We start from the raw sequence: 21,822 nt of genomic DNA, 5'->3' as shown, positions 1-21,822 counted from the left end.
GATTGGACTCCGACCAGGCCCTCATTCAGGCGGCAACTCAAGGGAACGAGCGGGCATGGGCCGCGCTGGTTGGGCGTTACCGGCGCCTGGTCTACTTCGTTCCTCATTCCCAGGGACTTCCGCCGGAGGGCTGCGATGATGTGTTCCAATCCACCTTTCTCGCGCTGGTGCGCAACCTGCACACGCTGAGGGACGCTCAGGCACTGTCCAAGTGGCTGGTCACGACGGCGACACGGGAGTGCTGGAAGTGGACTCGCCACCACCGATGGGAGAGCGCGGCCCCGGCGGGAATGCCCACAGATGGAGCTGCCGACGAGCTGGTCGAACGCGCCGAACTCCAGGCAAAAATCCGTGGCGCTCTGGACACGCTGGGCGGCAGGTGCGAGCAGTTACTGAAAGCGCTCTATCTAGCGCGGCAGCCCGTCTCCTATGACGAGATCTCGCAACGGCTGGGCATCCCGGTCGGGAGTATCGGCCCAACGCGCAACCGCTGCCTGGCCAAACTCCTGATGATCCTCGACCCGACCCTCGGCGAGAAAAGACCGTGACCGTGTATCACGAAGCCCCGAGCTTGACTCCTTTGGACGAGACACGGCGGACTCGCCGGGGGAGAACGCATGGCGCCGGAACTTGAGCTTGAACAGCACATCGCGGAGCTTCTTGAGCGTCCGTTGCAGGGGCCCGGCGCTACGCCGGTTCCCCAGAAGACTCCGGCCGGGCTCGCCCAGTACATCGACGAGATCTGCCGACTTTGCCCCGACCCGGAGCCCGGCATGGCCGCCGAGTCGGAGCGTCTTCTCGCGTCCACCACAACAATTCGTGACTTGCTGTCCCGCACCAGCCGGGTGATCGCCAGGCTCCTCACGCCCCCCGGTGCTCCTGTTCTGCAAGGGTTCCGCGGCCGGGCCTCCCTGGAACACAGGGCTTACACCTCGGCGAGCGCCGAGATTGACGTGAAGGTTGTCCCTGCCGGTGACGGGTTCACGATCCGGGGGCAAGTTGACCCTGCAGGAACTAACCCGGTTGTTGCCATTGTGCTCACCGCCAAGGCGGACGGGACGGTCCTCGAAGTCATCGAGCCGGGTCCAGGGGGCATTTTCTCGCTCGATTGTCAGCCCGGCACCTACGACCTCATGGCGCTGGTCGGGGCTGAGTGGGTGGTCGCGCCGGATATACATGTGGGATGACACAGACTTCTGGGGGCACGCAGTGGGTGCAGTTGCTGGCGGTGTCGCCGCCCGAGGAGTTTGCGCGCGCTATCCTGGGGCAGAATGCCGTCCACGAGTTTTCTCTGATTGCTGACCAGGTCGAGTCCGTGGGCGTGCAGGACCTGGCCCGCGCACTCGATCTCACATTAAGGCTTGTGGGCGCGGCCGATGCGCTCGATCTGCCTTATCCCAAGGCCCGTGCCAGGCGTGCACGAGCGCAGGTGCTCGCGTACGCCAACCAGTTTGAAGACGCCCTTGTTGCGTTGAACCAGGCTGTCATGTGTGCTGATGCCGGCTCGCACCCGGTGGAGGCGGCGCTGGCCCGGATGACCACGCTGCACGCCCTGGCGCGCCTGGGGCGGTTGGAGGAGGCGGCCACCGTGGGCCGGCAGGCGCACGCGATCTTCGCCGATGCCGGGGAAGCCCTCCTGGCCGCCCGCGCGGACATCAACCTCGGTGTGGTTGCCAGGATGCGTGACCATCCTGCGGAGGCGATCGAGCACTTCGACCGGGCTCGCCCGCACGTCTCCCCGCACGCGATGCTCGCAGCACAGCTGGAGAACAATGCCGCTGAAGCGCTGCTCGACCTCAACCGCTTCGAGCCGGCCGCGGCCGCATTCCAAACGGCGCTCGCCTACTTCCGGGCAGCTGGGGCCTCGCGGGCGGCGGCGATCGTTGAAGGAAACCTGGCGGACTACCACTCCCGGCGCGGCGAGCTCCAGGCAGCCCTCACACACTTTGATCTCGCCCGCGCCGCCTTCGGGAGCGACGCTCCAGGTGACATCGCAAGGCTCGGGGCCGAGCAGGCCGAAGCCATGCTCAACTCCGGGATGCACGCGGAGGCTGTGGAGCACTACCAGAGGGCGATTGACGAGCTCGAGAAGCACCAACTACCCCGCGAGGCCGCCCGGGCGCGGGTCGGCCTTGGGCGTGCGTTTATTGCAATGGGACGGGTTAACGAGGCGGTGCCGTACCTTGACGCTGCGGCGCTCGCCTTCCGGCAGCTCCGCAATCCCGTTGGCGAGGCCCACGCGCTCGCGGCACAGGCGGAGATTGCGATCCATCGCGGCGGTGGCGCACGAGCATCAGCCCTGCTCCGTCGAGCGCTTCCCCTCGTCGCGGACCGACCGGCGCATAAGGCGGGGCTGCAGGTGCTGCAGGCGGACGCCGAGATCCAGCAGGGGAACTTCGCGGCAGCGGCATCGACCGCAGCCCTCGCTCTTGAGACCGGTAGGAACCTCGCCATCCCGCCCCTCATTGTCGCGGCTCACAAGGCCCGCGCACGTGCGAATCTTGCTCAGGGGAACCGGGCGGACGCGATCAAAGACCTCCGCGAAGCAACCGCGGTGCTGGAGAAGACCCGGGCGACGCTGCACAGCGGACTGTTTCGTGGCGCATTTCTTTCCGCGCGAGTATCAGCTTTTTCGGAGCTGATCCGGCTGCTTTTGGATGAGAGTGCGTCGAATGCTGCGGAGGCTTACAACTTTCTGCAACGGAGTCGCAGCCGATCACTCCTGGATCTCCTCGGCTCAGCGCACGAGGACCGTGCCACTAACGGAGGGCTCGATGCCGCCGACCGGACCTGCGCAGAGCGCGACCAGCTCATTGGTGACCTGAACGCGTTGTATTCAAAGATGCATGGTCAGAGTGCAATGCTCGTCTCCGATGCTGCGCTCACCGAATGGCGGGCCTCCGTTGCTCATGTTGAGGCACAGTTGCGGTCGCTCGAGGTGCGGCTCGCTTCGAACCCCAGGTACGCGGACCTGCTGTCACGAGCGCCTGAGGCTGCCGACGTGCTCGAGCAGCTCCCGCCCGGGTGGCAGCTGCTCGAGTACTTTGAGGATGGCCCGAGCATCTCCGCGTTCGTGGCTCATCAAGGCAGCCTCTGTGTCAGGAGGGGGCTGTGCGATGCAGCGCTCGCGCGCGAGGCGGTGTCGCGCCTCCAGTTCCAAGTGCAGCGGGCGATTCCCAGACTCGCTTTTGGTGGCCTGAGCCCCCGACTCATCGATGATGGTCGGGGGGCCTTGGCTGACCTGCACGCACTGCTCATCGCTCCTCTCGCGAGGGTGATTGCGAACAACTCGTCCGCCATCGTCGTGCCCCACGGTTACCTCCATGCGGTCCCATTCGGGGCTTTGCTGGATCGGCCCGTGCTTCAGGTGCCCAGCGCCGGCATTCTGCCAGCGATGCGAGCACGAACTCCCCGGGCCAGAGGCGGCCCCTCCCTGGTGGTCGGAGTAGGGGACGAACTCGCTCCCCAGATCGAAGCCGAAGCCGTTGCGGTCCATCGAGCGGTGCCCGGCAGCACTCTCCTCACAGGGGCGCGAGCAACCTGCGCCGAAGTCCGGAGAGGCATGCAGGGGGCGGGATTCGTGCACATTGCCGGGCACGCCCGGTTCAACGCCGTTGACCCGCTTGCCTCCGGCATCCAGCTCTCGGACGGATGGCTGACGGCGCGCGACTTCCAGGCCATGGATCTTGCGGGCGCAGCCGTCGTGCTCTCCGGATGTGGGACAGGACAGACCGATACTGATGCTGCTAACGAGAGCTACGGCCTCGTTCGGGGGGTGTTGGTGGGTGGGGCAAAGACCGCAGTTATCAGCCTTTGGCCTGTGCACGACCAGACCACCACCGAAATGATGGCCCTTCTGGCCTCAACCCTGTATTCTCAGGAGCAGATCAGCCCGGCCGAGGCGCTCGCAAAGGTCGTTCGGGAGTTCAGGGTTGAGCGGCACCCCGCCGCGTGGGCGCCATTCATCTGCGTAGGCACACCATGAAGCACGCATCATCCTTCTGCCTCTTCGCGCTCCTGGTCTCGCCGGCACTGGCTCAGACCGCGGGCACGGACGTGCCCAGGCAGGTCGTCATTCGCCTCCAAGGCGATGCGAGTCCGGAGGCGCTAGCGCAGCCATTCGGCGCCCAGGTGATCGCGAGCTACCCAGCCAAGAAGCTTTATGTCCTGCAGGCGCCACAGAACTACTCGCCGGCAAATACCCAGGCCATGCGGGCCCAGCTCCAGAACGACCCGCGTGTGTCGGCGGCCGAGCAGAACAGGTTCATCACGTCGCCCGAAGGAACAACCCAGAGCTTCTTCGTTTACGCCTTTCCGCAGTTGTTCCCGACTCAGCCGTCGCACGAACGAATCAATGCGCCGGGGATGTCGCCCGCCGCCACCGGCGGGGGCGTTCGCCTCGCCGTGCTGGACACAGGCGTCAGTACCCACACCGGGATCAGCAACCAGATGCTTCCCGGGTACAACTTCATCGAATCGACCATCAATGCGGGCGATGTGGGCAACGGTGTCGATGATGACTCCGACGGTCTGGTGGACGAGCTCACAGGCCATGGGACGTTTGTGACTGGAGTCGCGGGCCTGCTGGCGCCCAATGCGGCGGTGATCCCGGTCAAAGTCCTCAACAGCGATGGCATTGGCACAACCTTCTCCGTCGCGGGCGGGATCTACTTCGCCGCTGATGCGGGAGCCGACATCATCAACCTCTCCTTTGCGGCTCCCGTCCCCTCAACTGTCGTTGGGGATGCTGTCACATACGCCAGCAACCGCGGCATCGCGATCATCGCGGCCGCTGGCAACGGCGGCTCGGCTCAACCGCAATACCCCGCCGCTTCACCTGGTGTCCTTGCCGTCGCTGCAACGGACCTTTCCGACTACAAGGCTGGCTTCAGCAACTACGGGACCTGGGTCGATGTTTCTGCCCCCGGCGTGAACGTGATCGGCACCCTGCCCGGTGATCTTTACGCCTACGCGAGCGGCACGAGCTTCGCCGCCGCGTGGGTCAGTGGTGTTCTAGCGGCGGGTGGCACACTTGAGAACGGCACTCCCAAAATCAACCCGTCCCGCATCCTGCAAACCGCCGCCGACCTCACACTCCTCAACCCAGACTACGTAGGCCAGCTCGGCGCCGGGCGACTCGACGCTGCCGCCGCATACCCCCGAGGCTGCGGAACCGCCGACTTCAATGGCGACGGGGACTCGGGCACCGATCAGGACATCGAGGCGTTCTTCGCCTGCATCGGCGGGAGCTGCTGCGCTAGCTGCTTCAGTGGTGGCAGCGACTTCAACGCAGACGGGGATTCCGGGACGGACCAGGATATCGAGAGCTTCTTCCGGGTCCTGGGCGGGGGCAACTGCTGAGCGAGTGACCGCCTGGCCTGGCGACGAGGACGAACCCTGACCTTCATTTGACGGGCCGCGGCTGCCCCCCCAGTGCGCGGCCCGTCTACATCACGTCACAATGCGCCGCTACCTGCCTAGCCTGCAGTCGAGGATGCGCGGGGCGTGCTCGTTCCGCAGCGTCAGCTGGTGTCGCAGACCGCCCGCAGATGGTCCGCGGTGCGTTCGGCGGTCCCTTTGCTCACGAGGAAGCCGAGACGAGGCTCACCAAGATCCTCGATCGTGCCAAGGTGACCAGGATTGCGGACCTCCAGCCCTCCCTCATAATGAGCGCCATCCAGGAGCTGAGCACCCCCGGGGTTGTGAGCAAAGCCGGTCTGTCACTGCAAACACGGCACCACTACATCCGGACCGCGAAGGGCTTCGGGCGGTGGCTGGCGAGGGACAAGCGGACGGCGGTAGACCCCCTTCTCAACCTTCAGGCTTCCGGCCTGCGCATTCAGACAGACCGTCGGCGCGTGCGGCGTGACCTCAGCGCCGAAGAGCTCGATCGCGTGGTCGCCGTAGCCGCGGCGTCCGATCATGTGTCCGTGCCCAGGCGCCACCGCACAGCACCGGGGGAGCCAGTGATGACATCGACCGTGAGGGTCACTTGCCCTGATCGCAGGTGGGCGTGCCTGATCGCCGCAGGCACCGGCTTCCGTGCGGGCGAGGTCGCCAGCCTTACCCCGGAGTCCTTCGACCTCGCTGGCGATCCGCCCACGGTTACGGTGGAGGCGGGGTACTCCAAACGCAAGCGGCGGGATGTGCAACCCATCCGCAAGGACCTCGCGGATGCGCTGGCCCCATGGCTGGCGAACAAGCCGACGGGGGAGCCAGTCTGCCCACTCCCCCAGGACAAGGCCGCGGCGGTCCTCAGGGCAGACCTCGAGACGGCCCGCGCCATCTGGCTCCAGGAGGCTGCTACGCCCGGAGAACGTGATCGGCGGGAAAGGTCGGATTTCCTGTGCTACGCCGATTCTGCGGCCGCTACGCCGACTTCCACAGCCTTCGGCACGGGTACGTCACGCGGCTGGTGCAGTCGGGCGCCTCAGTGAAGGTGGCCCAAGAGCTGGCACGTCACAGCACTCCTGCGCTCACGATTGGGACCTACACCCACACGCGGCTGCACGACCTCACCTCCGCCCTCGATGCACTCCCCGCCACCAGCAAGGGTCCTACAGGCGAAGCAGAGCGGATGCGTGCAACAGGAACCGACAACCATCGGCCCGATGCGTCCGCAGTCACACCCCCGCACCAAGGCCCGCACTCTGGGCGCGATTCGAGGCAAGAGGGCGCGGCGTGGCGCAAGGATCAGGCCGTCGGCAACGCGCCCACCAGCGACCATAAACCCTTGCGTTTCACGGGATCGTGCGACGTTGCGCACCCTGGCGCGATCAAAAGCGAAAGCGTCCCGGGTGCGACTCGAACGCACGACCTGCGATTTAGAAGACCGCTGCTCTATCCAGCTGAGCTACCGGGACGACGGGGTGATGGTAGGTGCGTGCCCAGCTGGGCCGGGATGAGGCCGCGCTTGCCCGGGCCCGCACGGGTCTGCCAAAGCCCGCTCACGTTCTGCCGAAGAGCTTCTCGAGTTCCTTGATCGTGAGGCGGATGCTGGTGGGGCGGCCGTGGGGGCAGTTGCTGCTGCGCTCCACCTCGCCGCGGAGCTTGACGAGCTCGGCGAGCTCGAGTTCGCTCATGCGGTCGCCGGCTTTCACCGCGGCCTTGCACGCCATCATGTCGAGGACCTCTCGGAGTGCGGCCTCGCCCTCGTCCTTGCCGACGCCGGCCCCGCGCAGCGCGCCGGTCTCGGCCTTTTCGAGCAGCTCCTGCATGAACTCGATGGGGTCGACACCGCGGTCGAAAAGGAAACTCGGGAACGCGTTCACGCCCACGCTGGTCTTGCCCAGCGGCGAGACGCTGATGCCGATCTTCTCCAGCAGCGGCGTGAGGTCGGCGAGGCGGTCGAGCTGCGCGGTGGCGACCTGCACCACCGCCGGCGCGAGCAGCTGCTGGCTCTCGAGGCCGCCCGCCCACACGCGGGCGAGCAGGTACTCGAACATCACGCGCTCGTGCAGGGCGTGCTGGTCGATGATGACGACGCCCTGCTCGTCCTGCGTCACCAGGAAGCTGTTGTGGACCTGCAGCACGCGGTCAACGGGCTTCACTTCAAACCGGGGGGGCGGGCTTTCAGCCCGCACAATCTCCTGCGCCACAGGCGAGGCGCCCGCATGATTCGTGGGGGCAGCAGATCGCGGTTCGCTGAGCGTCTCGCGCATCGCGGTGTAGTTCAGCGGCTGCGAAACACCGTCCGGTTGCGGTGCTTTGAAGTACTCGACGAAACGCGAGAGCGACGGCGGCTCCTGCGCCGGCGGTGGCGTCAGCATCCCGCTGCCGGGCAGGGCCACGTCCCCCACCACCGGCCGGAACGCCGGGGCGATTGATGGCGTCAGGTCCGCGGCCCGCAGCGCCTCGCGTACCGATCGCAGCACCACCGAGTGCACCAGTGACCCGTCGCGGAACCGCACCTCCGCCTTCGCGGGGTGCACGTTAACGTCGACGCCCGCGGGCGAGAGCTCGAGCATCAGCACGGCCGTGGGGTAGCGCGAGGGGTCGATCAGCCCGCGGTAGGCCTCGGCAATCGCGTGCTGGATCGTGCGGTCCTTGACGCAGCGGCCGTTGACGAAGACGTACTGGTGCTTGTTGGTGCCGCGGGCGATGCCGGGAAGGCCGACCAGGCCCCAGAGCGATACGCCGCGGCTGTCGTCGAACTCGTCGGCGTTGACCTCCAGCAGCTGGTCCTCGAGCTCGCCGCCGAGCACCCCCAGGACGCGATCGCGGGGGGACTGGCCGGGCGGCAGGTCCATCACTACCCGACCATCGCAAGTGGCGCGGAAGCCGATGGCGGGGTGCGCCATCGCGAGCTGGCGCATGACGTCGAGGCAGCGCTCCTGCTCCGTGCCGACGGTGCGGAGGAACTTGCGCCGCGCGGGGGTGTTGTAGAACAGGTTGCGGACGGTGATGCAGGTGCCGATCGGGCCCGCTGCAGGCTTGACGCCGTCGCTGCCGCTCACGTTGTGGCGGTCCCAATCGACCTCGATGACGAAGGCGCCGGTCTGGTCGGCCGTGCGCGATCGGATCGAAAGGCGCGCGACGCTGGCGATCGAGGCCAACGCCTCGCCGCGGAAGCCCAGTGTCGCGACACGCTCGAGGTCCTGGGCGCTGACGATCTTGGAGGTGGCGTGCGGGGCGATGGCCATGGGCAGGTCGGCCTCGGCAATCCCTGAACCGTCATCGGTGATGCGGACCAGCTCGATGCCGCCCTGCTCGAGATCGACGGTGATGCGGGTAGCGCCGGCGTCGATCGAGTTCTCGACACACTCCTTCACCACCGAGGCCGGGCGCTCCACCACCTCGCCCGCGGCGATCTGATTCGCCACGAGCGTGGGCAGCGTGCGGATGCGGTTGGGGGTGATGACCTGGGGCACGGCTAGAGTCTACCGCGTCGAAATGAGGCGAGACGCGTCACCCCTGGCCGAGGGCCCTCGGCAGGTCTCTCGCACCGTGCAGCACCGCCTCGATGATGATCGATTCGCCCCTGACGCTGTAGACAACCTGATACTTGAAAACGGGATAGAACAGGTACTTCAGATCAACGAGGTCTTCGCGCGTGTGACCGAGGCCCGGGTGTTCTCGGAGCCGTCGCATCGCTGCCCTGAGAGCCGCCGAAACGATGGGCCATGCTTCCTCACTCTACTGTGAGAGGTACGCACGCACTGCCGCGAGATCGGCCTTCGCGGCCGCGCTGATCTCGAGCCGGGCCAACGCTAGGCCCGCCGCCGTTGGCGAAGTTCAGACTGCTCGCGCTTGTCGAGCTCGTCAAGCTCATCCATCACATCCTCGAACGCGAAAACCCGCCCCGCTGCGATGTCCTTCTCAGACTCAGCAAGGCGGGCCTGCAGCCAGCGGCGATAGTCCTCCAGCCGTCGCATTTTGCGAAGAGCCTCGTTGACCACGTCGCTCGCCGAGTCGAACCGTCCCGCCTCAAGTTCCTGGCGGATGAACTCTGCGCCTTCGTCATTGACGGAAATGTCCTGCTGCGGCTCGCGGTCCATGCCCGGATTCTAGCGGTACACTGCTGAATATGCCCACCATCTTCACCCGCATCATCAAGGGCGAGATCCCCTCTCACAAGGTGTACGAGGACGACCTGGTGTACGCGTTCCTCGACATCAACCCGCTCTCGCGCGGGCACACGCTGGTGGTGCCCAAGGAGGAGAAGGTCACGCTTGATCAGCTCGGCGACGAGGCCGCGGCCGCGCTGGGTCGTGTCATGCCACGCCTGTGCCGGGCCGTGATGAAGGCGACAGGGGCGACGGCGTACAACATCCTGCAGAACAACGGCACGCTGGCGCACCAGGCGGTTCCGCACGTGCACTTTCACATCATCCCGCGGTTCGATGAGCCGGACCGCAGTGGGCTGACAATCGACTGGGAGCCCTATAAGCTCGAGGGCAGCGAGGGCGCGGCCCTCGCGAAGAGCATCGCCGCGGCGCTCTGACCCTCAAACCCACGCAACGCCCGGGTGGTGCCGGATCACGGGCTCGCCTCCTGCAGCGTCATACTCGACTCCGACCACGTCGATGCGCACTCGCGGCCAGCGGTTCGCCCGCTTCAGGTGCTTCGCAATTGTGAGCAGCTTGCGGCGCTTCTTCGCGGTCACGCTGGCTTCGGGGGCGACCAGGTTCGAGAGCTCGGGCGCGCCCTCCCGGCGCAGTCGCGTTTTAACCTCCACCACCACGACCGTCTCGCCCTCGCGGCAGAGCAGGTCGGCTTCGCCCATCGGCACCTTGAGATTGCGGCCCAGCACCACGAATCCCAGCCCGCGCAGGTGCGCCGCCGCGGCACGCTCCCCCATCGTGCCGAGCTCCCGCGTGGTGGCCTCGCCCGCCCTGACCCGCACCAGGCCCACCGCTCGGAGCAGCCGACGCAGCGAGCTGGCGACGGCGGCGGTCAATCAGTTCTCCCGCGGGAGGTAGCGCTCTTCTGCGATCGCCAGCAGCCGTTTGGCCATCTCGTCCACGGACGTGACGGTGGCCTTTGAACGCAGCCGCTGCATGTACTTCTGGTGCTCTGCCTGCATCTTGATCGCCTTGAGGCCGGTCTCGATGCGGATCTGCTCGTCGTAGAGGCTGCGGTTCTCCTTGACGATCTCCTCCAGGTGAAGCCACGCGGTGTAGGAGCCGAACGCAATGGGGCCCGCGGTCTGACCGGGCTCCAGTGTCTGCGCGGCCTTGTTCAACTCGGCGTTGCCGTAGAACTCCATTGCGGAACGCTCGCCGGTGAGCTCCTTCTCCTCCAGGCCGCTCTCCTCGGGCTTGTTGGCGTTCGCGGGGTTGCGGGCGAGCTCCTCGAACTTCTGCTTGCCCTCGGCGAGTGCCTGCTTGAAGGCCTCGATTGCATCGGGGTTCCTGTTCGAGATCTGCACCAGCCGGAACTTTGCCTTCGGCGGCTTGTTGTAGAGCTCGGGATGGGTGTCGTACCACTGGCGGATATCGCGCCAGCTCACGTTCACGCGGTTGATCACCGACTTCTGCAGCTGGAAGCCGACCAGCTGCTTGATCTCCGCTTCGCGGAGGTACTCCTGCACCGTCTGGTCCTTGAGCGATTGCGACGCGGCCGTGATGCTGCCTCGGTTCTTGCTCGCGAGGTCTTCCGAGATCGTCTCCATGAACCTCAGGAACCCGGCCCGCTGCTCGGGCGTGAAGTTGGCGATGGCCTCGGCCCGCAGCAGTTCGTCGTTGATGAGCGAGTTGAGGCCGGTCTTGAAGTCCGCCTCGACCTCCTGCCGCCAAATGTTCTTCCAGTTCGGGCCGCCCTTCTGCCGCAGCTCTGCCGCGCGGGCGCGGAGCAGGTCGGCGCGGGTGGCGAGGAAGCGGGAGGCGAACACGGGCTTGCCGTTAATGTCGCCGATCTTGGCGTCAACGAGAACGGGCGAGCCGCTTGCGTTGACCGGTGTCGTCGAGCGGGGCGGCCCCGGCCGCGCGGTAATGTTCATGACGCCCTCGCTGGCGGCGACAGGACCGGTGACGACAGGCAGCTGAGGTTCGGCGGCCGGGGAGTTGGCCTGCTGCAGCGGCGGAGGCTGCACGGCCACCGCTTCCCCCGAACCCGCGAAGTCGGCGGGGGCGAGCGGGCGCGAACCCCGCACCGTCGGCGAACCGGACCCGCCGCCGCACCCAGCCAATGCCGCGGCCAGACCCGCCGCCACCACCAAGACCGCTCCGTGTCGTCCCATGCTCATTCCCTTGGGCGCTCCGCGCCGGGCACAGCGTACACACTTCACCGGCTGGATGGGCCCGAGAACCGGCCCTGCCCCCGCCCCCTACCATCGGGGAAAGGAGCACGCATGGCCGGCGAGGAACCCAAACTGATCATCGACACCGACTGGAAGAGCCAGGCCCAGGCCGAGAAAGAGCGCCTCGCGCAGAAGGCCGCGGCCGCTGCTCCCAAGGCCGCCGCACCCGGGCCGGGGGCCGCCGCCGGGGGGGCCGCCGGTCAGGGCGAGGGCGAACTGCCGCAGGAGGTCGGGTTCCAGGACCTCGTCGGGCTGCTGGCGACGCAGGCGATGTCGTACCTCGGTTATTACCCCGACCCCCAGACCGGGCAGGCCATGGTGTCGCTCGAGTACGCGAAGCTGCACATCGACATGCTGGCGGTGCTCGAGGAGAAGACGAAGAACAACCTGAGCGATCAGGAGCAGAAGTTCCTGACCAAGATCGTCTCGCAGCTGCGGATGGACTTCGTCGAGATGAGCAAGGCGGTCGCCAAGGCCGTGCAGGAAGGGCGGATCAAGAGCGCCGGCGGCGGTGGCCCATCGATCATGACTCCGGGGGGCGCCGGCGGGATTGTGCCGCCTCCCAAGCCCTAAACCCTTACCGAGTCGGCACGCACGGCATGGGTCGCAGGGTCGGCCGGACCGTTCCTCATATGGGTATGTCCGGCTCAACGGGTGGGTGTGAGCGTCCGATCCCAAGGTCGCATGAGCCCCACACCCGAGAACGGCGGTCTCCCCGGACCCAACGTCTTTTCCGGCGGGCACCTCATGCCCAGCCCGGGGCCGCGCTGGCCGACCAACTGGGCCTCCCGCGGCGTAATGTCCCTGATCGGGCGCTCGGTTCGTGCGTTCTCGGAACTAGCCTCGTTTGTGCAGACTACCGACGACGCTACCTGCGCCCGGCAGTCGACCAGCCGCATCGACGAGTCGAACTGGCCTTCACGCCCGCTGCGCATCGGCATCGTGTCGCCGGGCGCGTGGTCGCGGTTCCTCACGCAGTCGCAGGGTCTGTTCGTGACTGAGTGGGAGACGCTCGACAGCGAGGAGCCGGACGCGTCGCTCTGCCGCGACCATGTGCTGGATGCTGTCCTGCGTCGGCACGCGGACAAGGGGCTCTCGATCGAGGTCTGCGAGAGCCCGGACCTGGACGCCGCGTGGTTCGACTGGTCGGTCCCTTGCCCGCTCAGCTACCCCGCGACGTTCCCCGCCCGCCTCGACCCGGCCCGCGTTACGCTCAATGACATCACGAACGACGACGCCCGCCTCGTACGCGCCCTGATCGATACCGCCGCCCTGCTCTCACGGTACCCGGCCCGCCTGACCAACGATGACCGTGTCAAGGGGCGCCGCCCGTTCCAGGGCTCGGGCGACACGCCGGGTGAAATCGATACGCTCTCCGTCTCCCTCCAGGCCCTCTCGTACTACCTCACCTTCGCCCCCGTGAGCGATGCAAGCCGCGCGGCCTCGCGCGTGCTGGGCGCTCACCTCGCCACCAGTCCCAACTGGCCTGACGACCGCTCCCGCATCAGCGGAATGGACGTGTGCGGGCGGCTGAGTGGCGATGAAGCGCAGACGATGCTCCGCCTGGCCGCGGTGCGCGTGAGCATGACCGAGGACTCGGCGGGCCTGGACGCGCTGGAGCGTGCCGACCGCATGCTCCGCGACAACCAGCTCATCTCTGCGACCACACAGGAGGCCTTCATCGTCTCCGAGCTCGAGCACGGCCATCCCGGGCCGCTGACCATCGGGCGGCTGGCCGCGGGCATCTGCATGCTGGTTTCAACGATGCCGGCGAGCCGCGTCCCCTACTTCCGCGACGACCTGTTGGAGGACATGCGGTTCAGCTCGCTGCTGATCGGGCGGGACCAGGACCGCCGATTGCTGATGGAGGTCTTCCGCATGCTCGAGCGCGTGCGCCGGGCAGAGAGCTTCGGGTTGCCGGTAGCCACGCCGGTGCAGGCCCGTGTCGCGAGCGATGAAACGACCGCCGCTCCTGCGAAAGCCAAGAAGCCCGTCTCCAAGCGCAAGCCGCGGACAGGCACGACCACACGTAAGAAGGCCGCTTGAAGCTTGTCATGCGGACGCGGGCCGCTCAACCGGCGAGGTCGAGCCTCGGCTTCTGGTCCGACTTCGTCGGCTTGCCGTCCGGCGTGTAGCCGCCCTTCTGGTGGTCCTCGCGGGCATCTTCCTGCTCGTTGGAGCTGAGGCCGTGCACCGCGCGATCGAGTTCGACCGAATCAGCGCCGGTCACCACCTCGTCCTTAGCCTTGACCTGCTTGCCCGACGCGCCCTGCGGACGGAATAGCCCTCGCCCGACATTGCCGGGGCCGGGCACGCCTGAGGTGGGCCCGATGAACGGCATACCTCTGTATCGATCCGCGGCCGGCAGGCACTTCAAGTTGCGGCCGCTACCGTCGCGGCTCACGCAGAACGGCCGTTCTTACCGGGCGTGCGTCGCGCGACACCCTCAATCTGCCGGTCGCAGGTCGATCAGCTCCGCCTCGACCCGCGCGTTCCCCTGCCACTCGTTGAGCTTGGGCGCGATGAGAACATCCACCACACGCCCCGCGGGCACCTCGTCAATGCGGTCGGCCCAGTTCCAGCCCACCACCCGCAGCCACCGCATGGACCCGGCCGAGCTCGAGAGCTGGAACAACAGGTGCTTGTTGTTCTTGCCCATGGTCTGCGCCCGCCCCGCGATGCGGGCCGCAGGGATGCGCAGCCTTATCGAAGGGTTCTCGCGCCCGAACGGCGCCAGCCGCAGCAGCTGCTGCACCTCAGTGGTCGTCAGCTCGCCGATGTCGGCATCGGTGTCGTACCCGACCGCTCCGGTGAGCTCCTCCACCGCGATCCGCTCGTTTGCGTGCGCGATGAATGCGTCCACGAACTCGCGCATCCGCGAGGATTCCAGCTTCAGCCCCGCGGCCATGTCGTGCCCGCCGAAGCTCTTGAGGTGCCCCGCGCAGTGCTCCAGCCCCGCGTGCAGGCTGTACCCGTCGATCGACCGCCCCGAGCCGTGGCACTCGCCGTCGTGCTCGCGCATCAGGATCGTGGGCCGGCCGAACCGCTCGACCAACCGCGAGCACACGATGCCGACGACGCCCGGATTCCAGTCCGCGTGGCTGAGCACGATCGCGCGCCGGTCATCGCGGTGCATGCCCTCCCACTCGACCATCTGGCAGGCCTGCTCGAAGATCTCCCGCTCCACGCGCCGCCGCTCCTCGTTCTTGCGCGTGAGCTCCTCGGCGATCTCGGTGGCGCGGGCGCCGGTCGCGGTGGTGAGCAGTTCGACCGCCTCGCGCGCGTGCCCCATCCGCCCGCAGGCGTTCAGGCGCGGGCCGAGCTTGAAGCCGACGTCCTCCTCCCCCACCTTCTCGCCGTCGAGCCCGGCCGCGGCGACCAGTGCCTTCAAGCCTTCCATGTAGCTGTGGCGGATCTGCCGCAGGCCGTAGAACGCCATCACGCGGTTCTCGCCCACCAGCGGCACGATGTCGGCGATCACGCCCAGCGAGGCGAGCGCGAGCAGGTCGGTGCACAACAGGTTCCGCAGCGGCTCGCTCACGCGCTCACTGCCGCACGCGAGCGTGCACAGCCGCCACGCGAGCTTGTACGCCACTCCCGCGCCGCAGAGCTCGCCGAAGGGGTACGCCGACCCCGGCAGGCGCGGATGCACCAGCGCGTACGCATCCGGGAATGCGCCGTCGCCGGGCAGATTGTGGTGGTCGGTGACGATCAGGTCCACGCCCGCGGCCCGCGCCACCACGGCCGGCCCGGTGGCCGTGATGCCGCAGTCCACGGACACGATCACCTTCGCCCCACCTGCGGCAAGTTCCGCGATCGCCTCCGCGTTCAGGCCGTACCCCTCCTCGAGGCGGTGCGGAACGTACGTCCGGAGATTGCACTCTGGGACAATCGCCTTCAGCGTGTGGTACAGGATTGCCGTTGCCGTGATGCCGTCCACGTCGTAATCCCCGTAGATCACGATCGGTTCGCCGGCCTTCGCGGCCGCCAGCAGGCGCTCGGCCGCGCGGTCCAGGTTCGGCATCAGCGACGGGTTGTGCAGCTGCCGCAGGGTGGGGTTGAGGAAGGCTTCGCATGCCGCGGCGTCGGTCAGCCCTCGGGCCGCGAACACGCGGGCCAGCAGCGACACACCCGCCGCTCCCCCACTCCCTCGCCGCTTCCAGCGCTTCAGGAGGCCGCGTACCGTGGTGGACGCAGGGTTCGTACCGGGTTCAGCTGCGCACTCCGTTGCCAATCGCCTCTCCTCCGAGGACCGCTCCATGTCCATCAAGCTCACCAAGATATACACGAAGACGGGCGACGACGGCACCACCGGCCTGGTCACGGGCGCCCGCGTCCGCAAGGACGACCTCCGGGTGGAGTGCTACGGCACGGTGGACGAGACCAACGCGGCCGTGGGCCTGTGCGTGCTGCACGCAAACGACAGCTTGCCAGCAGCCGTGCGTGGGGGGCGCGTGCGCGAGGTGCTCCAGGCGATTCAGCACGACCTGTTTGACCTCGGTGCCGATCTGGCGACCCCGTATACAGCCAAGGAGCGGCAGAACCCCGGCACCGCCCTGCGGATCGTGGAAGCCCAGACGCTGCGCCTGGAGCGCACGATCGATGAGTTCAACGACCACCTCGCGCCGCTGACGAGCTTCGTGCTGCCAGGCGGCACACCACTCGCTGCCAACCTGCACCTGGCCCGCACGATCTCGCGCCGCGCCGAGCGGCTGGCGGTGGCCCTGCTGGCCCGCGAGCCGGAGGGCGTCAACGCGGAGGCCATCAAGTACCTCAACCGGCTGAGCGACCTGCTGTTCGTGCTGGGGCGGGTGGCGAACGAGAATGGGAAGCTCGATGTGCTGTGGGTGCCGGGGGCGAATCGACGGGGCTAGACCATCATCGCGGAGAGCGCTCGTTGAAACGAATCGTCATCCACCCCGCGGATGGCTGGGCAGTCATGAACGAGCATGATTGTCCGTTGACCTATGCACGACCTGACGGCATCGGCGCCTTCCAAATCTCCGTCGCGGAGTACGAATCAGGAGTGGTCCCCTACGCCACTAATGACGATCTCATTGAGCTCGGTGTCGCACTCGCGAAACATCACTCGATGGAGATCAAGGCAAGCGAGGCGGGTGCTTGCACGATGGGCCGCTATGGATTCGTCCAGTGCCTCGAGGGTGAGTTTCACACCCTCATCTGGCACCTCGCTGACGGCCGCGACTTTGTGCTGGCCACCTTCACCGCTGGAAGCCTGGTTGCCGCTGAAGTCCGTGACATTTGGTCCATGGTGAGGTCCCTGCACCTGGAGCCATGATCCGCGCCTCGCAGACCGCGCCTTCAATACGCCATGGCCAAAGGCGAATACCTCAGCAACTACCAGCAGAAGGTCGTCCGCGGGTACTACGAGAACCGCGACACGATCTTTGTGTCCAAGCTCTCCAGCATCGTCTCCGACCTCGCCATCACCAAGAGCGAGAAGGAGGTCGGGCGGCTGTGGGCGAAGGCGAAGGAGTTCCTCGCCAAGACCACCGCCAACCCCGCGCGCGTGCAGAAGCTGGTCGCCGAGAAGAACCTCGAAGAGCTCGCCCGCATCGTCAACGAGCTGGCGAACTCGAAGGGCGACGTTTCCAAGGGGCCCCCGCAGACACCGGCACCCACCGCACCGGCAGCGGCCGTCACACCCACGGCCGATGCCGGAGGCCCGACATCCGACATCCCCCCCGAGATGCTCAAGTCGGCCCTTACCGCCTTCAAGAAGCGCCTCAAGCTCACCATCCTCAACGACGAGTCCCGCCTCGCTCCCCGCGCCATGACCGGCGGCAAGAAGTCGGAGATCACCGCCATCATCCCCCCCGACCAGTTCCCCAAGGAGGTCTGGGACGAGCTCGTGAAGCAGAACAAGCTCCGCTACACCGGCCAGGGCTTCTACGAACTCCTTCCGGGCGTGTGACTTCGCGCAGGGCACACCGGGGCCTGCCCGCACAGGTGAATCCTCCGGACTATCGTCCGCGAAGTGGTAGTGCCGGAGGCCCGCGTGTCCATCGTGTATGGAGCCATCCTGAGCCATGGGGGCGAATCGCCCGTGCCGCTCGTGGTGCGCTGCCGCGCCGTGACCAAGACCTACGGTGATGGCGCCATGGCCGTGCGTGCCCTCCGTGGCGTTGACCTCGACGTCGCGCAGGGCGAGCTGCTGATGCTCGTCGGCCCCTCGGGCTGCGGCAAGACCACGCTGATCTCGGTCATCGCGGGCGTGCTGGAACGCGACGGGGGCGAGTGCGCGGTGCTCGGCACCGATTACAACAGCATCAGCAACAGCGACCGCACGAAGTTCCGCGCCGAGAACGTCGGCTTCGTGTTCCAGGCGTTCAACCTCATCCCCACGCTCACCATCGCAGAGAACGTGGGCGTGCCGCTGCTGATCAACGGCGTCAAACGAGCTGAGGCGGTGGAGAAGGCCAAGGTCCTCCTCGCCCGTGTGGGGCTGGGCGACCGCACCAACGACCTGCCCACGCGCCTCTCGGGCGGCCAGCAGCAGCGGGTCGCGATCGCCCGCGCCCTGGTGCACAACCCCAAGATCCTCGTGTGCGACGAGCCCACCAGCGCCCTGGACCACGCCACCGGCCAGCGCGTGATGGAGCTGCTGCGCGAAGTAGCCGAGGGCCAGGACCTTTCGCTTGTGGTCGTCACCCACGACCAGCGCATCTTTGAGTTTGCCGACCGCATCGCGGAGATGGACGACGGGCGCATCGTGCGCGTCTCCACAGGGCAGGGACACCGCCAGGCGGAGCATCACGTGACCACGCCTCTGGGCAAGTGAACGCATTCCGCACATGCGCGCATGCGAAAACCGCATTCCATCCAGCTACAGTTGACCCCCCGGGCGCACACGCCCAACTCGGCCCTCGATAGGCCGTCCTGACCCGCGCTTTGACGCCCGTCAGGCTCACAGGAGTAACCCGCGTTGAAGAACGCCGCCCTCATCCGAGTGTCCGCCCCCGCCCTGCTGATGCTGCTCGCCGGCTGCACCGTCGGCCCTGACTACAAAGCCCCCGAGCGCCAGCTCTCCGCCTCGTACAGCTCGCTAGACCAGGTCCCGCAGGCCACAAGCGACGGCGCGGCCACCTCCACCCCCATCACCGCCCAGCCCCTCACGCAGGAGGCCCTCGCGACCTGGTGGCGCAACTTCAATGACCCTGTGCTCGACTCGCTGGTTGAACGTGCCATCAACCAGAACCTGGACCTCAAGGCCGCCGCGGCCCGCGTCCGTGAGGCCCGCGCCCTGCTCGGCGTAGCCGAATCCGGCTACTACCCCACCGTTGGGACGGGCGCCTCCGCCTCCCGCTTCCGCAACAGCGAGCGCACCGCCGGAGGTCAGTTCGCCAATGCCGACCGCGACCGCTCCCTCTACGACGCCAGCATCGACGCGTCGTACGAGATTGACGTTTTCGGCGGCGTCAGGCGCGGCGTTGAGGCCGCCCGCGCCGACATTGAAGGACTCATCGAGGACCGGCGCGACGTCATGATCACGCTCGCGGCGGAAGTCGGGCGCGCGTACACCGATCTGCGCGGCTTCCAGCGCCGCGTGAACCTCAGCAACCAGATTATCCGCGCGTCACGTGAAACCGTCGAACTCACCCGCTCCCGCTTCGACGCGGGCCTCGCGGGCGACCTCGAGGTCGCGCAGGCGCAGGCCCAGCTCTCCACCCGCGAGGCACAGCTGCCCACGTATCAGGCGGGCCTCCGCACCGCAGCCCACCGCCTCGGCGTGCTGCTCGGCGAGGAGCCCGGGAGCCTGATCGCTGAACTGAACCCCTCGACGGTGAACCAGCCCGACGCCGCCCCCCCGCAGTTGCCCACGCCACCCGCGGAGGTCCCTGTTGGTCTGCCCTCCGAACTGCTGCTCCGCCGCCCGGATATCCGACGCGCCGAGCGCAACCTCGCGGCCGCGACCGCTCGCATCGGCGTCGCCACCGCAGACCTCTACCCCCGCTTCTCCATCACCGGCGCCTTTGGCTTCCAGGCCGGGCAGATCGGCGACGTGTTCGACGCTAACGCCCGCTACTGGAACATCGGCCCGGCAGTGCGCTGGAACCTGTTTACGGGCGGCGCGGTGCGGGCGCGTATCGAGGCCGCGGGTGCCCGCGAGGAGCAGGCCCTGTACGCCTACGACCAGACGATCCTGCTGTCATTCGAGGAGGTGGAGAACGCGCTGACGAACTTCATCCAGGAGCAGGCCCGCCGGCGTGCGTTGCAGGACGCCGTGTCCGCGAACGAGCGTGCGGTGAACCTGTCCATGGACCGCTACCGCAGCGGCATCGGCGACTTCCTCACCGTCCTCGACACCCAGCGGCAGCTCTACGACACGCAGGACGCCCTCGTGCAGTCCGAGACCGGGGTCACTCGCAGCCTCGTGGGCCTGTACAAGGCCCTCGGCGGCGGCTGGGGCGCCCAGGAGCAGGCGCTCGCGCCGCAGGCCCCGGGTAATCCCGAAGGGAACGCCGGAACCGGCGGTGCGTCGTAACGGAATAGGCAGAATGTCCGGTGTCCCCCGGTGCAACCGCGAGGGACTTTGGGCGTTGAGCCGGTATGCTTTGGCTCCTCAGGGAGAGCACTATGTCCTGGTTCCGCCGTGACCTGCGCGTCGCCCGCGCCCCCGTTACCACCGCCCTCCCCGCGCCCATGGAAGCGCTGGAGGGTCGCGCCCTGCTCAGCGCGCCCACCCCCACGATCTCCGGCATGTGGAGCGACGCGACGAACCTGTACGTCCGCGTCGACTGGGGCAACGTCAACACTGCAACGATCGGCAACGGCGACCTGCAGGTACAGCTTGGCACGCGCACACCGATTGTCGGCACCCTGGCCGCGGCCCCGGTGCTCGTGAACGGCAAGCAGCGGGCCACCTACCGCTTCAAGGCGTACGACAACGCCTGGGGCGTGACCGACAACGGCACGTACACCATCACCTCGCCCATCGGCCAGGTGCTGAGCCCCCAGGGCGACGCGCTCGATGACGCGCAGCTGACCACCCGCAACCTGTCGTGGGCCACGCCCAAGGCCCGACTGGTGAGCAACACGATGCGCGCCACCGACTGGCTCGTCGTTATCCAGTATGACACCATCGGCGGCCTCAACCAGAGCACGATTGACGGCAGCGATCTCACGGTGGCCCTGGGCGCGAACACCGGCGTGACCGTGCACCAGATCATCAACGTGAGCGCGAACACGACCAAGGTCGTCTACCGCATCGGAGCGCAGGACGGCGCCTGGAGCTACACCGCTAACGGCACGTACCGCCTGACAATCGGCGTCGACAAGGTCCGCGACAACGCCGCCCGGGCGGTGACCGCGCACACCTACCGCGACTTCGGCCTGTTCTTCGGCACGCCCAAGGCCGTGGTGCAGACCGACAGCGTGAACGAGAACGACTGGGTCATCCCGGTGAAGTTCTCCGCGCTCTCGCCCAGCGCCATCCACCCCGCGGGCCTGGTCACCGCAGGCGCGATGACCATCGTGGGCCCTGGCGGGTTCACTGCCAACAGCATCACTTCGCAGCTGCTGCACAACCCCGATGGCTCGTACACTGCCTACTTCACCTTCAATGCCCGCGGCGGAGCTTGGGACTACCGCGACGGCGGCACCTACACGCTGAAGATCAACTCGAACAAGGTCAAGGACACCAGCAACCGCTTCATCCCAGTCTACGACCTCAAGAGCTACAACCTCTCCTTCAGCACGCCAACGGCCGAGGTGCTGCTGCCCGCCAATCCGACCCTCACCCGCTGGGACGTCAACGTCCGCTTCATGGACGACACGTCCATCAACCGCTCGACGATCAACGTCGACAGCATCCGCATCGTCGGGCCCGACGGCCTGGAGCTGAGCAAGTCGCTGGTCTCTATCAGCGGCGCCACCAACGGCGCGATCCAGACCGCCCTGTTCCGCCTCAACGCCCCGGGCGGCTTTGAGAACGGCACCTACCGCTTCTTCATCAACCGCGACGGCGTGCGCGACTCCGGCGGGCGGATCTCGGCCGAGAACCAGATCTGGGAGTTCACGGTCAACTTCTGACACCCGCGCCCTGCGTCCCGGGGCCAAAC

The 21,822-nt window shown here is 67.3% G+C and carries 20 protein-coding genes and 1 tRNA gene; 14 read left to right on the top strand and 7 right to left on the bottom strand.

Annotated elements, in window-relative coordinates:
• Window positions 1–2 precede the first annotated feature (2 nt).
• The 5 genes from VD997_05800 (at window position 3) to VD997_05780 (ending at window position 6,437) form a co-directional block, all read left to right on the top strand.
• Window positions 3–548 (top strand): sigma-70 family RNA polymerase sigma factor, encoded by a 546-nt coding sequence (locus tag VD997_05800; protein ID HYE61488.1) that lies wholly within the window; start codon window positions 3–5, stop codon window positions 546–548.
• A 69-nt stretch (window positions 549–617) separates the two neighbouring features.
• Window positions 618–1,187 carry a hypothetical protein gene (locus VD997_05795; GenBank protein ID HYE61487.1) on the top strand — a complete coding sequence of 190 codons (570 nt, stop codon included), beginning with the start codon at window positions 618–620 and terminating at the stop codon, window positions 1,185–1,187.
• A complete protein-coding gene (locus VD997_05790; protein HYE61486.1) occupies window positions 1,184–3,985 on the top strand; it encodes a CHAT domain-containing protein in 2,802 nt (933 codons plus the stop codon). Before VD997_05795 ends, VD997_05790 begins: the two co-directional genes overlap by 4 nt.
• A complete protein-coding gene (locus tag VD997_05785; protein HYE61485.1) occupies window positions 3,982–5,361 on the top strand; it encodes a S8 family serine peptidase in 1,380 nt (459 codons plus the stop codon). The genes VD997_05790 and VD997_05785 overlap by 4 nt, the downstream gene beginning before the upstream one ends.
• A 608-nt stretch (window positions 5,362–5,969) precedes the next feature.
• Window positions 5,970–6,437, top strand: a complete 468-nt coding sequence (locus VD997_05780; GenBank protein HYE61484.1) for a hypothetical protein — start codon at window positions 5,970–5,972, stop codon at window positions 6,435–6,437.
• Window positions 6,438–6,789: 352 nt separating this feature from the next.
• On the opposite strand, the gene VD997_05775 is transcribed toward VD997_05780, so the two are convergent.
• From VD997_05775 to VD997_05765, 3 genes are all read right to left on the bottom strand, one after another.
• Window positions 6,790–6,863: transfer RNA gene (locus VD997_05775), tRNA-Arg, on the bottom strand.
• An 84-nt stretch (window positions 6,864–6,947) separates the two neighbouring features.
• Window positions 6,948–8,870: a DNA mismatch repair endonuclease MutL gene (gene mutL, locus VD997_05770; protein HYE61483.1), complete on the bottom strand. Its 1,923-nt coding sequence runs from the start codon at window positions 8,868–8,870 to the stop codon at window positions 6,948–6,950.
• A gap of 339 nt (window positions 8,871–9,209) precedes the next feature.
• Complete coding sequence (locus VD997_05765) at window positions 9,210–9,497, bottom strand: type II toxin-antitoxin system ParD family antitoxin (GenBank protein HYE61482.1); 288 nt, start codon at window positions 9,495–9,497, stop codon at window positions 9,210–9,212.
• Window positions 9,498–9,526: 29 nt separating this feature from the next.
• Here VD997_05765 and VD997_05760 point away from each other — a divergent pair, with 29 nt between their 5' ends.
• On the top strand, window positions 9,527–9,943 hold the full coding sequence (locus VD997_05760) for an HIT family protein (GenBank protein HYE61481.1): 417 nt from the start codon (window positions 9,527–9,529) through the stop codon (window positions 9,941–9,943).
• Between the two features lie 3 nt (window positions 9,944–9,946).
• Here VD997_05760 and VD997_05755 read toward each other — a convergent pair whose 3' ends face one another.
• Window positions 9,947–10,399 carry a YraN family protein gene (locus tag VD997_05755; GenBank protein HYE61480.1) on the bottom strand — a complete coding sequence of 151 codons (453 nt, stop codon included), beginning with the start codon at window positions 10,397–10,399 and terminating at the stop codon, window positions 9,947–9,949.
• Window positions 10,400–11,680 carry a peptidylprolyl isomerase gene (locus VD997_05750; GenBank protein ID HYE61479.1) on the bottom strand — a complete coding sequence of 427 codons (1,281 nt, stop codon included), beginning with the start codon at window positions 11,678–11,680 and terminating at the stop codon, window positions 10,400–10,402.
• A 111-nt stretch (window positions 11,681–11,791) separates the two neighbouring features.
• Between VD997_05750 and VD997_05745 the strand changes: the two genes are divergently transcribed.
• The gene (locus tag VD997_05745; protein ID HYE61478.1) at window positions 11,792–12,313 is read left to right on the top strand and encodes a DUF1844 domain-containing protein; all 522 of its coding nucleotides are present in this window, start codon (window positions 11,792–11,794) and stop codon (window positions 12,311–12,313) included.
• A 111-nt stretch (window positions 12,314–12,424) separates the two neighbouring features.
• Window positions 12,425–13,786 (top strand): hypothetical protein, encoded by a 1,362-nt coding sequence (locus tag VD997_05740; GenBank protein ID HYE61477.1) that lies wholly within the window; start codon window positions 12,425–12,427, stop codon window positions 13,784–13,786.
• 25 nt (window positions 13,787–13,811) lie between these two features.
• Here the strand turns inward: VD997_05740 and VD997_05735 are convergent, their stop codons facing one another.
• Window positions 13,812–14,081 (bottom strand): hypothetical protein, encoded by a 270-nt coding sequence (locus VD997_05735; GenBank protein ID HYE61476.1) that lies wholly within the window; start codon window positions 14,079–14,081, stop codon window positions 13,812–13,814.
• Window positions 14,082–14,186: 105 nt separating this feature from the next.
• Window positions 14,187–15,869: a single-stranded-DNA-specific exonuclease RecJ gene (recJ, locus tag VD997_05730; protein HYE61475.1), complete on the bottom strand. Its 1,683-nt coding sequence runs from the start codon at window positions 15,867–15,869 to the stop codon at window positions 14,187–14,189.
• A gap of 130 nt (window positions 15,870–15,999) precedes the next feature.
• Here recJ and VD997_05725 point away from each other — a divergent pair, with 130 nt between their 5' ends.
• The 6 genes from VD997_05725 (at window position 16,000) to VD997_05700 (ending at window position 21,793) form a co-directional block, all read left to right on the top strand.
• Complete coding sequence (locus VD997_05725) at window positions 16,000–16,614, top strand: cob(I)yrinic acid a,c-diamide adenosyltransferase (GenBank protein ID HYE61474.1); 615 nt, start codon at window positions 16,000–16,002, stop codon at window positions 16,612–16,614.
• 23 nt (window positions 16,615–16,637) lie between these two features.
• Window positions 16,638–17,039: a hypothetical protein gene (locus VD997_05720; GenBank protein ID HYE61473.1), complete on the top strand. Its 402-nt coding sequence runs from the start codon at window positions 16,638–16,640 to the stop codon at window positions 17,037–17,039.
• A gap of 33 nt (window positions 17,040–17,072) precedes the next feature.
• The gene (locus tag VD997_05715) at window positions 17,073–17,675 is read left to right on the top strand and encodes a hypothetical protein (protein HYE61472.1); all 603 of its coding nucleotides are present in this window, start codon (window positions 17,073–17,075) and stop codon (window positions 17,673–17,675) included.
• Window positions 17,676–17,759: 84 nt separating this feature from the next.
• Complete coding sequence (locus VD997_05710) at window positions 17,760–18,542, top strand: ABC transporter ATP-binding protein (protein HYE61471.1); 783 nt, start codon at window positions 17,760–17,762, stop codon at window positions 18,540–18,542.
• 144 nt (window positions 18,543–18,686) lie between these two features.
• Window positions 18,687–20,246 carry an efflux transporter outer membrane subunit gene (locus VD997_05705; protein HYE61470.1) on the top strand — a complete coding sequence of 520 codons (1,560 nt, stop codon included), beginning with the start codon at window positions 18,687–18,689 and terminating at the stop codon, window positions 20,244–20,246.
• Window positions 20,247–20,338: 92 nt separating this feature from the next.
• Window positions 20,339–21,793, top strand: coding sequence for a hypothetical protein (locus VD997_05700; GenBank protein ID HYE61469.1), 1,455 nt, complete (start codon window positions 20,339–20,341; stop codon window positions 21,791–21,793).
• Window positions 21,794–21,822 lie beyond the last annotated feature (29 nt).

This window comes from Phycisphaerales bacterium (assembly GCA_035627955.1).
Classification (GTDB): Bacteria; Planctomycetota; Phycisphaerae; order Phycisphaerales; family UBA1924; genus JAEYTB01.
This window is presented reverse-complemented; position numbering and strand designations above follow the sequence as displayed.